Below are 12,722 nucleotides of genomic sequence, written 5' to 3'. Positions count from 1 at the left end.
ATTAAGTTAACTTGAGCTCTTCAATCGTTTTTTCCCGCAGCTTGAATTTCTGAATTTTTCCGGAGGCTGTCATTGGATATTCATCTGTAAACAAAACATACCTGGGGACTTTATAGCGGGCGATATGTTCTTTGCAAAAGGCTCTGATGTCTTCTGCGGAAGCGGTTTGTCCGTCTTTGAGCCTGATCCACGCCGCGGCCTCTTCTCCGTATTTCGGATCAGGCACGCCGACGACCTGAACGTCTGCTACCGCGGGATGCCGATATAACATTTCCTCAATCTCGCGCGGATAGATATTTTCGCCGCCCCTGATCAGCATGTCTTTCAGACGGCCCGTGATTTTGCAGTATCCGTCCTCGTCCATGACCGCTAAATCACCGGTATGCAGCCAGCCGTCTTTGTCTATCGCTTCTTCGGTCGCTTCTTGATTTTTATAATAGCCTTTCATGACATGATATCCGCGGGTGCAGAGCTCTCCTTGTTCGCCCCGGGCGGCTTCTTGGGATGTTCCGGGCCGAACGATTCTGACTTCGATATGGGGAAGCGCGCGCCCCGCTGTTTCCACTCTTCTTTCAAATGAATCATCCGTTCTTGTCTGCGTAATAACAGGTGATGCTTCGGTCTGTCCGTAGGCAATTGTAATGTCGGTCATCCCCATTTTGCCGATCACTTCTCTCATGACTTCCGCCGGGCATGGCGAGCCTGCCATAATCCCGGTTCGGACGTGGGAAAGATCATATTCAGAAAAACGGCTGTCATTTAGGAGGGCGATAAACATCGTCGGTACACCGTGCAGAGCCGTGCAGGATTCTTTCTCCACCGTTTTCAGAACGGCCGGCGGAGAAAACTGTTCGATCGGAATCATCGCCGCACCCGCGGAAACACATGCCAGCACGCCGAGCACACACCCAAAGCAGTGGAAAAACGGCACGGGAATACATAAACGGTCACTTGAAGTAAGCTTCATGCATTCTGCGATATTGGCCGCGTTATTTACGATATTAAAATGTGAGAGCATGACGCCTTTCGGAAATCCGGTCGTACCTGATGTATATTGCATATGAATGCAATCACCCTTTTCCAGGCTGTCCATCCTTCCGTCAAGCTCTGCATCCGTTACAGACTCGGCATCCTTCAGCAAAGAATCCCAACGGTGCATCCCGGGCGGGCTTTTATCACCGATATATAACACCGTCCGTAAAAATGGATAACGTTTCGAACGCAGCCTGCCGCGCTCACACGTTTTCAGCTCCGGAATCAGCTTATTCACCATCTCAACATAAGATGTCTGCCGGTAGGAATCCATGATTATCAGGGACGAGACATCTGAATGTGCCAGCAGGTAATCGAGCTCTGCGATTTGAAAATTTGTATTAATGGTGACCAGAACGGCGCCGATTTTCGCCGTTGCAAATTGCGCCGCGAGCCATTCCGGAATGTTCGATGCCCATATGGCCACATGATCTCCTTTTTCAACTCCCAGCTTCATCAGCCCTTTTGCGGTTTGCCGGCATAACCGGTCAAACTCGGCATACGTATAACGAAGGCCGCGCTCAGGGTAAACAACCGCTTCATGATCCGGAAAAAGCTTCGCGGTCCGCTCAAGCAGCTTTCCGGCTGTTAAATGGATAAGTTCAGCCATATGACCTGCCCCCCTTCCATCCCTGTCTTAGTAAACGTTTTCATTTCACTTCAAAAGCTGTCTTGCGATGACCATTCTTTGAATTTCTGACGTTCCTTCGCCAATCTCCATCAGCTTTGCGTCACGAAGCATGCGTTCGACACCGCATTCCTTCATATAACCGGAACCGCCATGAATTTGGATGGCCTGAAGGCACGTTCTGACGGCCATTTCTGAAGCATAAAGCTTGGCGAATGCCGCTTCTTTCGTAAATGGCAGGTTTTGATCCTTCAGCCATGCCGCTTTAAGCACCATCTGTCTGGCAAGGTCAATTTCCATCGCCATATCGGCCAGCTTAAATTGAATGGCTTGAAATGACGATATCGGACTGCCGAACTGCTTGCGTTCCTTCGCATATGACAGCGACGCCTCCAGCGCGCCTTGAGCGATACCGACAGCCAGTGCCGCAATCGAGATCCGCCCGCCGTCTAATGTATATAAAAATTGTTTAAAACCTTTTTCAGGATCACCGAGCAGGTTATCGGCAGGCACCCTGACATCCTCCAGCACAAGCTCGGCCGTATCCGATCCTCTCACACCCATCTTGTCGTACGGATTTGTGATCGTAAATCCCGGTGTGTCTGTGGGGACGATGAGAGCTGAAATGATCGGTTTTCCGGCGGAGTTCTTTCCCGTAACGGCGGTGACAATGACCGTGCGGGCGTAATTTGCGTTTGTGATCCAGCATTTCTCTCCGTTTATCACATAGTCATCGCCCTTTTTCTCGGCTTTTGTCTGGGTGCCGCCGGCATCTGAACCGGCATTCGGCTCTGTCAGCCCGAATGATCCGAGCGCTTTTCCCGAAGCAAGCGGAATAAGATGTTCTTGCTTTTGCTGTTCAGTACCGAAATAGTATAATGGGCTTGCGCCGAGTGACACGGCTGCCGCGTAGCTCAGCCCCGTGCTGCCGCAGGCTTTTCCGATTTCTTCGACCGCTGCTGCATATGAAATGGTATCACCGCCCGCCCCGCCGTATTCTTCCGGAAACGGAATTCCGAGCAGCCCGAGTTCGCCTATTTTTTTAAATGTGTCTATCGGGAAGACGGCTGATTGATCAACCTCATGGGCTTTCGGGGCAATTTCATTTTTGGCGAAATCTCTGACCATTTCGCGCACCATCTGCTGTTCTTTTGTCAGTTGAAAATTCATTAACCTTCCTCCTTCTGCTGCTTTCTACATTTTATTAATGGGGGTCTTTATTCATTCCATCCAAATGAAGTCTGAACATTCGGACTCATCCGCCGCAAAAAAACTGACAGCGCCGCAACTGTCAGTTTATTAATAATGGCTATTTAATCGTCCGTTTTGCGGAGGGACGGCTCTCATGGTGTAGCCTGTCAACGGAAGTAACGATATAGGTGCAGGCTTCTTCCGCCCGAATATCAGTATCTGAAAATGTCTGCGTCCGTGACGATGTTTTTCTGACTGTATCCACTAAATAAGGCTGCTTTCCCTTTTCTGCGCGGTAAATGGCGTAATAAGCCGTTTTTTTACCGTTGGATTTCGCATCTTCAATATAGAGTGTATGGCCTGAAGCGTTCTTCTCCGCCCGTTTGACAGCCGGTTTTTTTAAAGCGGAATGTCCGAGCCAAGGCATCTCGGGAATTAATGCGGGCCGGCTGTACATGTCTTTGATCAAACGGTTTTTCACATCGAGCGGATTACGGTTTAAATCCTTTAAACTGAAATGCATGCTGCCTTTTATCCATGCTGATCCCCTGTTAAGAGCAATCTGTCTTCCGTATTCCCCCGGGTCGGCCCAGGCCGGATCAGCATTGTTGTTGATTTTATAAGCTGCCTGCCCGATATATAAATGCACCGGCCGATTGTTCACTTCTTTTCCCCACCAATCCGCTAAGACGTCATATGCCGCCGCTTTAAATCCGATGCTCCAGTAAATTTGCGGTGCGATGTAATCAATGTATCCTTTTTGGATCCATTCTCTCGTATCAGCATATAAATCATCGTAGTTCCGCACCCCTGCGGCCGTTTCGGAGCCTGTCGGGTCATCTGCGGCATTTCTCCATACGCCGAACGGGCTGATTCCGAATTTGACATAAGGTTTTTCTCGTTTGATGGTTTGGTTGATTTCTTTTACAAGCCGGTTGACGTTATCCCTGCGCCAGTCATCAACTGATGCAAAGTGAGCTTTTCCGTACCGTTCGTATTCCGCCTGATCGGGGAATTCCTGTCCGGCAATTTTATAAGGATAAAAATAATCATCCATATGAACCGCATCAATGTCATAACGGCTGACCACCTCTTTGATTCCATCCGTTATAAATTGTCTTACTTCCGGAATGCCCGGATTATAGTACAGCTGTTTTCCGTATGCAGCGACCCAGTCCGGATGGGAACGCGCGGGATGATCATCTGAAAGCGCATTCAAATTTGTATGATTCATCGTGATCCGGTAAGGATTGAACCAAGCGTGAAATTCAAGATTCCGTTTATGTGTCTCTTCAACTAAAAAAGCAAGCGGATCGTAGCCGGGATTTTTGCCTTGTGTTCCTGTCAGATACTCTGACCAAGGCCCGTAATCTGATGGATAAAAAGCATCAGCCGCAGGCTTAATTTGGACGATAACGGCGTTCATTCCCATCTCCTGAACGTCATCCAGCAGCTTGCTGTATTCTCTTTTTTGCTCTTCCGGTGACAGCCCTTTTTTAGAGGGCCAGTCGATATTGGTGACAGACGCGATCCATACGGCTCTCATTTCTCTCTCCGGCTGAGTGCCGCTTGCTTGTGCGGATGCTGAGAATGTAAAGATGCCGGCTGTCAGTACAACGGCCAAAAACCATATCATGCTAAAACGGCAGCTTTTCATGTTTTTCCCCCTCTCTGCTTTACGGTATTCCGAAGCATTCCGGGCGGTGAATCAGAAAGCCTGCTTTGCTCCTCTCAGCCTAAAAGGGAAAGAAAAAAGTCCTAAAGCGAATAAAACGCTTCAGGACTTTTTATGTTTCATGGCGGCGAGCACGTCAATGATCTTCGTTCCGACGCCGACACAAGTTTCAAGAATGGCCTGCGCTCCGGCGATGGACAAAATGAAAATAACCGGATGTGCATAGCGGGGCCAGACCAAATAGCAGATGCCGATCAATATGGCGCACCAGACGCCCGCACACCAATAACATTGCAGCATATAACCGAATGCGGAGGAAGGGACTTTTTTTTGGACGGCGCGCCCGTTTTGATCGACGATTTTTTCTTGCTTTATAAAGGGTTTTCTTATGAATTCCGTAATCTTATCAAATACGATCAAATGGGTCAGCCGGTAGCTGGCAAGAATAATCATTACATACGTAAGCCAAGATAGGTTCGTCATGTCAAAGCCTCCAAAAAAACTGAGTTTGATTCCCCTATCTTGCCCTTTGTCTTCTTCAGCCATTCTGCCGGATGTTACAGATTCCGCTCCAAGCGTCTTCCGCTGTTTGCAATGATGTCCAGTATGACCTCAGCATTTTGCTGTGCAAAGGCGGGTTCAAACATATCTTTATGGGCGCCCCCGCCTTGATATTCCTGATAGAGTCCCGTTGTGGCGCCTTCCCATTTCATCGGCTCGGTCTTATCACTGTGCTCTTCCTTTATGCCGGCCTCGATAAAATGGAGGTTGGCCGCGATTTGGCCGTCATTTATCAGTTCCGCCCAGTACGTTTGATAGCGCTCTGTCTTTTTGATGACCGCTTCTCTGACGGCTTCCGGGACGTTGTCGGCTGTTGCGTTTGTTGGCTGCGGCGGCAGTGCGTCAAGCTTTCTGTACGCGTCTGCGATAATGACGTCACTGATTTCTAAGCCGCACTTTTCCATCGCTTTTGCCGCCTCGAATGCCGTATTGCCGCCTGCCGAATATCCGAAGAGGATATAAGGGCCTTCCGGCTGGATTTCCAGCATTTTATCAATGTATTGTTCCATTCTGCTGTCTTCTTCAATAAAGTTAAAACCGTACACAGCAGCCCGTCCATTTAATGCCGCCGCAAGATCTTTAAAGAAAATGCCGAAACCTGAGATAGGCGGAAAACAGAAAAGATTGCGGCCTTTCGGCTGGTTCAGTCTGCTGATATGCTGCTCTGCAGCTTCTGACAGTGTGCTGGAATATAGCTTTTCAGCCAATTGTTCAATTGTCGGATATTCAAATATCATTTCAATCGGCACATCCATCTGCTGCCTGGTCTTCAGCTGATGAATCACTTGCAATGCTTTCAAAGAATGGCCGCCCAGCTCAAAGAAGTCATCCTGTATGCCCAGCTCCCCGCAACCGAGGATCGGCGTCCAAATGTCGATCAGCTCACGCTCCACCCAGTTTCGTGGCGGAACGGCTTTTGATGACGTTTTTTTCCGTTCTGGCGCAGGCAGCCCGCGGCGGTCCACTTTGCCGTTTGCGGTAAGCGGCATACGGTCAAGCTTAATCACATACTGAGGAATCATATAGTCGGGAAGCGACCTGGCCAATAGAGATCGAATGGTTTTTTCTTCAACATGCGCGCCCGTATAATACGCACAAAGGATTGCTTCTTGTCCTTCTTTTGCTACGATGACTGCCGATTCCCTGATTCCATCTATTTCAGTCAAGCGTGCTTCAATTTCGGCCGGCTCAATCCGCTTCCCGCGAATCTTGAATTGACGGTCAATACGGCTGATGTATCCGATGCTTCCATCAGGCAGCCAGTGTGCCAAGTCGCCTGTTTTGTAGATCTTTTCTTCAGGATGAATCGGGTGGCTGACAAATGCTTCACTTGTTAAGTCAGGCCTGTTTAAATAGCCTTTGGCAACCCCGTCACCGCCGACACAAAGCTCACCGGGCACGCCGATCGGCGCAAGTCCGCCGTTTTTATCAATGATATACGCGGTTGAATTGCTGATCGGTTTTCCGATTGGGATCGGCTGAGAAAAATCGTGCCTGATTTCGTAAAAGGTAGAAAATGTCGTATTTTCCGTCGGTCCGTATATGTTATAAAGGCTGAGATTCGGACAGCGGTGTCTGACCTTATTGATGAGCGCCGGGGACAATGCTTCTCCGCCGACATATAAGGTGTGCAATCCGGAAAACATCTCCGGATCTGCCTGGGCGAACTGGTTAAAGAGCGCCGTCGTCAAAAACAAAATCGTAATCCGGTTGGAAGAAAGATAATTGCCGAACCTCTCAGGGGCAAGCATTGTCGAGCGGTCAACCACATGAAGACAGGCCCCGTTCAAAAGCGCTCCGAAGATTTCAAACGTCACTGCGTCGAAACCGATGGACCCTGTCAGAATGAGACGGTCCGTCATGCCGGCCGACGTGTAATTGCTGTTTGACACGAGCGATACGACGTTTCGGTTGGAAATCATCACGCCCTTCGGTTTTCCTGTTGAACCGGATGTATACATAATATAGGCAAGGTCATCAGGTGCTGTATCGGTATTCAGTTTTCCCGCATCAGCGGTTTGTTTCTCTGCGGCAGCCGGGATAGAGATGATGTGAGAAAAGTCAAAGTCAGTCTCAATCCCTTTTTGCACCGTTAACAGCTGTGCTCCGCTCTCAGTGAGCATATCGGCGATCCTGTCGGTTGGCAGTTCTGCATCAAGAGGAAGGTACGTCCCTCCCGCTTTCAATACAGCGAGAACAGCGATGATAAATTCCGGTGAGCGTTCGGACAGAATCCCGGCAATTCCCTTTGGCGCCAAACCGTTTTCCAGCAGGGTGCGGGCGAATGCAGTTGACCGTTCATCGAGCTCCCGGTACGTCATCGTCAGCCCGCCGGCGTGAAGCGCTTGATGGTCCGGGGTTTTCTTCACCTGTCGGCTGAATAGGCTGATGATGCTTTCGTCTCTTTCATAAGTTGTTTTCGTGTCATTAAATTCGCCGATTATTCTTGATTTTTCCTTTTGTCCGAGCATCGGTAGCCGATCAGCGGGAACATCGGGATTGAAGGCGGCGCCGCGCAGAGCTTCTTCCAAGTGTCCTTTTACGCTCTCTATCCATACTTCGTCATAAACGTTCGCATTGTAGCTGAATTTGATGAGCAGCTCATCGCCGGGCGCTATGATGAGGTTAAAATCGTAGCCCGATTGTTCCGACACGTTGACATTCCCGATCCGGAACGGTGCATCCGATTCCTTTTCCGCGTCTTTCATCTGCTGCTGGATCGGATAATTTTCAAACACGATGATATGGTCGATTAAATCCTGTTTCAGCTCAGTCTGAGATTGGATGTCAGCAAGCGGATGATAGCTGAACGCCTCTGAGTCAAGCATTTCTTTCTGGCAGCGGCCCAGCAGTTCTCTAAAGCTTTCGTCACCCGTTTTAATGCGTACCGGCACGGTATTGATAAACAGCCCGATCATGCTTTCCACGCCGTCAATGACGGAAGGCCGCCCTGATACGACGGCGCCGAATACGGCATCGTCCGTCCGGTTGTAGCTCTGCAGCATCAGGCCCCATACAGTCTGCATAAGAACCGCGAGCGTAGCGCCCTCTTCTTTGGCGATGGTTTTCAGCCTGTCTGTCAGATTTTGATCTAAAGAAAACAGCAGCTCTTTCTTACGGTAGCCTTTTTCCTGAGGACGGGCCGATATTTTCGGGAGTCCTGAGGGTGTCTCGCAGCCTGCTAAATATCCTTTCCAATACTCAGAAGCCGCGTCTTTGTCCTGATCAGTCAGCCATGTAATATAAGTGCTGTAAGGCTTTGCGGGCGCCAGTGTGACGGGTGAGCCTGATTCAATCGCCCGGTACATATGCATGAATTCCTGAAGGACGATGCCGAGGCACCAGCCGTCCATAAGGATGTGATGGTGGCTCCAGACGCATACATATTCCTCGTCTGCCGTTTTAAACAAAGAAACACGCATCAGCATATCCTTTTGCAAGTCAAAGCCTTTTAAGCGGTCACGTTCCTTAAATCGCTGTAAATAGACGCTCTGTCCCGCTTCGTCCAAATGTGTAAGATCTTCGCGGTGCAGCCGGAATTCCCGCTCACGCAGCACAACTTGGCGGGGGCCGTTCAGCTGAGCGACATGAGGTAAAAAAACCGTTCTGAAAATATCGTGGCGGCTGATGACAGACTGTACGCTTTGCTCAAACAATTCCGGACGAAGCCGGCCTTTTATGGTGAAGACGGATTGCTCGATATATGCAGCCCCCTCCTTTTGCAGAAAGGAATGAAAAAGCATTCCTTCCTGCATTCGGCTGAGGGGATAAATGTTTTGGATATTTTTCGTTTTGTCCATGTGTTCCTCCCGCTCGGTTTAGTGGAAGCTGAGTAAGTCGGCAATATCCTGCAATGCTTCCTCAGTCAGCTCCCGATCATCAAAGTCACTGACGGTCTTCTCCGTATCGGTTTTGCTGAGGCAGTGTTCCGACAGTTTCAGGAGATAATACCGGCAGCTTTCGGACAGCCGTTCGATCGTATCTTGCCGGAAGCGCTCCGTTTCATAGGAAATGCTGACGGTCATCCGGCCTTTTGCCGCAATCGCGCTGATTTCAAGTGACTGCTCCCGTTTCCATGTATCTGTCACATCATCTCCGCCTCCCAAAGGAGAAAACTGAAACGCGTCAGGCTGTTCCGTTTCTGCCGGATTCCCGCCGGGCGCATCGAATTGTCCGAGATAATTAAAGCTGATCTCCGGTGCTTTCCCGAAAGTCATCCCGGCAAGCTCCGGCGGTGTCAAATATTTGAGGACGCCGTATCCGTTCCCTTTATCCGGAATGCGCCGCAATGTGTCTTTGACGGTTTTCAATGTGCGAATTTCATATTCTTCATGAGGTTCATAAACTCCGCTCCGGAAAAGCACCGGGTAAATGGAAGTGAACCACCCCACCGTCCTGCTGATGTCCGCACCTGCCTGCTCCGATTGGCGTCCGTGTCCTTCAAGGGCGATTTTCAACGCGTGCCGCGGCGACCACTTTTGAACGGCAAGCACGGCGGAAGCCAAAAGCACATCTTGCGTATCCGTATTGTAGGCGCTGTGCACATCTTTCAACAGGGCGTCCGTTTCACTTTCTGTCAGAGTGAAGGATACCGTGTTCCGTTTTTTTGCAGGAGTTTGAGATAAATCTGCCTGCTCGTAAGGAAGACTTTCTGTTTCATAGTGTTCAATCTCCCGCCAATACTCCGCCTGCTGAAGAAGCTGTTTACTTTCGGCATAATCGGTCAGCTGCTCCGTATATGTTTTGAATGACATGGTTTTCGGAGGGAGTTTGATTTCCTGTCCAGAGACGGCCTGCTCATAAGCAGAAGCCAAGTCTTCCAATAAAATCCGCCATGATATCCCGTCGACAGCGAGATGATGGACCGTCAGAAACAAGTAATCTTCTGCTTCGGAGCGGAACAGCCCCGCCTGTACAAGCGGCCCGTTCTCCAAATCCATGTTTCTCTGAAGCTCTGCGACGCGGCGTTTTACAAAACGTTCCTTCTCATGCTCATCGCCTTCCGTTTCTAAAATGGTCAGGCTGTAAAGCTGCTCATCTGCGAGGTCAGCCGGTCTGTTGAAGAGGAGAAGACCTTTCTCTTCGTCTTTTTTGCAGACAAGGCGCAAGGCATCATGATGAACGGTAATGGCTTTTAACGTTTTCCTCAGGGCCTCTTCATCTATTGAATTTGTTCTCGTCAGCATGACGGACTGGTTAAAATGGTTTGCTTCCTTCATGTCTTGTGTGAAGAACCATTTGTGAACCGGCGACCACTTCACTTCTCCTTCTGCAGGAGCTTGGCTGACCGGCTGCCGCTCTGTACGGACATAAGGCGCCAGCTCTCTAATTGTCGGCCGGCTGAAAATATCTTTTACGGCGATCTGTTTTCCTGCCTGATGTAATCGGGCTGATACTTGCAGGGCTTTGATGGAATCGCCGCCCAGTTCAAAAAATGATTGATCCGCGGCAATATTTTCAGTCCCGAGCACTTCGCTCCAAATCGCGGAAAGCTCTTTTTCCATGTCGCTTTCAGGCTCGGTAAATGCCCGTCCGGTGTGCGCTTTTTTCTGCGGCTCAGGAAGCGCGCGGCGGTCAAGCTTCCCGTTCGGTGTGACAGGCAGGGCTTCAAGTGTTTCAAAGAACGCCGGCACCATATAAGCGGGCATTTCATTTCTGAGCGCCTGCTGCACGGTTTCACTTTCTGTTCCTTCTTCTGTCACGATATAAGCGCATAGTTCCGTTTGGCCTGCTGATGCGGGCAGAGCGGTGACGACTGCTTCTTTGACACCTTTTATGCCTGTTAAGGCGGATTCAATTTCTTTCAGTTCCACCCGGTAGCCTCTGATTTTGACTTGCTCGTCCATTCGGCCGATATATTGCAGCGTGCCGTCCGGCAGCCATTTTGCCAGGTCGCCCGTGCGGTACATGCGCCGGTTCTTCTGGAACGGGTCTTGGACAAAGGCTTGAGCCGTTTGCTTAGGAAGATTGCGGTATCCTCTTGCAAGGCCGGAACCCGAGATGCAAAGTTCTCCCGTTACACCGATCGGCTGCGGGTTATCTCCGTTTAAAATATAAACGTGTGAATGCTCAATCGGACGGCCGATCGTAATGTTCTCACTTTGTTCTATATGTCTTGCCGCTGTAGTGGCGACGCTGTTTTCCGTCGGGCCGTACTCATTGGCAAGCTCAGTGTGTGGACAAACTGATAAACTGCGGCTGATAACGTTTTGGTCGACGGCTTCTCCCGCTAATGTGACAATCCGGAGAGACTCGGCATCACCCGGCTCCAGTACGTCAAGCAGTGTGCGATACAGCACGGGAACAATGATCATGTGAGTGATGCGGTAAGATGCAAGATAGTGTTTAATAGCAAGAATATCTTTCACTTCATCTTCAGCTAAAACGGCCGCTTTCGCACCGGAAATCAGCGGTGTGAACATGCTTGTTACAAACCCGTCAAAGGAAAATGAAAAGAGCTGAAGAATCGTATCTTTCTCATTCAGATCATAAAATTTGCTCCGCCATTGAAGGGTTTGGCTGACGGAACGATGTTCGACCATAACCCCTTTCGGCTTGCCTGTCGTCCCGGACGTGTAAATGATGTAAGCCAAATCTTCCGGTGCTGATAATGACTGAACCGGTGATGCGTCTTGTTCTTGGATATCCTCCAGTGCGAGCACTTCACCTTTAAAATGATCAGGCACTTGATCTATTGCGCCGTGTACGGTAAGGAGAAGCGCTGTGCCGCTGTCTGAGATGATATATTGCTTGCGTTCCTCCGGATATTCAGGGTCTATCGGGACGTAGGCGCCCCCGGCTTTCCAAACCCCGAAGACTGCCGCGACTTGTTCCGGTGATCTTGGTATCACAATGCCGACGGCGGCATCCGGTCCGATCTGCCGTTTTTGCAGAGCTCTGGCGATTTTATTCGACCATTCATCTAATTCTTTATATGTGATTAAAGTTTCCCCGCTGATAAGGGCTGCCGCATCCGGTGTTTTTCGCGCCTGGGTGATGAACAGTTCATGAACTGTTTTTTCAGGCAGCTGTTGATCCGCCATGCCGTTAAAGTCCGAAAGAATCCGGTTCCGTTCCGGAGCAGTCAGCATGCTGATCGCTTGTATAGAAGTTTCCGGTTCACGGACAATGTGTTCAAGCATCGTCATAAAGTGGGAAGCCCAGCGCTGCATCGTTTCTTTCCGGAATAATGACGCCGCATATTCAAACAGAAAATGAATCTGTCCCCCGCCTTCAGAAGCCTGCAAAGTGACATCAAATTTGGAAACCGGACGGGACACGTCCGCATTCTGAATATGCAAACCGTCCAACAGCAGTTCCTCATGCTCCATATTCTGAACGACAAGCATGGCGTCAAACAGCGGATTGCGGCTTGTGTCCCGCTGCACGCCGAGCCGCTCCACAAGCTCCTCAAACGGATAGTCCTGATGCTCATACGCTTCAAGCGCCGCCTGGCGGACTTCCGCCAAGTAATCGGTGAACCGTTTGTCTCCTTTCGGCTCCGTTCTGATGGCCAGCGTGTTGACGAACATGCCGAGAATCGGTTCAAGGTCTTTGTGCGGGCGCCCGGCAATCGGCGAGCCGACGATGATGTCTTCCTGCCCGCTCAATCTCGCGAGTAACGTATTGTACGCA

At 50.0% G+C, this 12,722-nt stretch carries 6 protein-coding genes; all 6 read right to left on the bottom strand.

Features of this window, described 5'->3' with window-relative positions:
* Position 1: 1 nt before the first annotated feature.
* The gene (locus ACNFN4_RS17440; RefSeq protein WP_448200352.1) at positions 2 to 1,642 is read right to left on the bottom strand and encodes an AMP-binding protein; all 1,641 of its coding nucleotides are present in this window, start codon (positions 1,640 to 1,642) and stop codon (positions 2 to 4) included.
* A gap of 45 nt (positions 1,643 to 1,687) precedes the next feature.
* The gene (locus ACNFN4_RS17435; RefSeq protein WP_003153894.1) at positions 1,688 to 2,830 is read right to left on the bottom strand and encodes an acyl-CoA dehydrogenase family protein; all 1,143 of its coding nucleotides are present in this window, start codon (positions 2,828 to 2,830) and stop codon (positions 1,688 to 1,690) included.
* Between the two features lie 139 nt (positions 2,831 to 2,969).
* Positions 2,970 to 4,508 (bottom strand): glycoside hydrolase family 10 protein, encoded by a 1,539-nt coding sequence (locus tag ACNFN4_RS17430; protein WP_426616751.1) that lies wholly within the window; start codon positions 4,506 to 4,508, stop codon positions 2,970 to 2,972.
* Positions 4,509 to 4,628: 120 nt separating this feature from the next.
* Positions 4,629 to 5,009, bottom strand: coding sequence for a DUF1360 domain-containing protein (locus ACNFN4_RS17425; protein WP_426616752.1), 381 nt, complete (start codon positions 5,007 to 5,009; stop codon positions 4,629 to 4,631).
* A 74-nt stretch (positions 5,010 to 5,083) separates the two neighbouring features.
* Positions 5,084 to 8,887, bottom strand: coding sequence for a non-ribosomal peptide synthetase (locus ACNFN4_RS17420; protein ID WP_448200351.1), 3,804 nt, complete (start codon positions 8,885 to 8,887; stop codon positions 5,084 to 5,086).
* An 18-nt stretch (positions 8,888 to 8,905) separates the two neighbouring features.
* On the bottom strand, positions 8,906 to 12,722 hold a 3,817-nt coding region (locus ACNFN4_RS17415), incomplete at its 5' end, for an amino acid adenylation domain-containing protein (RefSeq protein ID WP_448200350.1).

Source organism: Bacillus sp. N1(2025), from assembly GCF_053470005.1.
The sequence above is the reverse complement of the archived record's forward strand: the minus strand, read 5'-3'. Positions and strand labels throughout refer to the sequence as shown.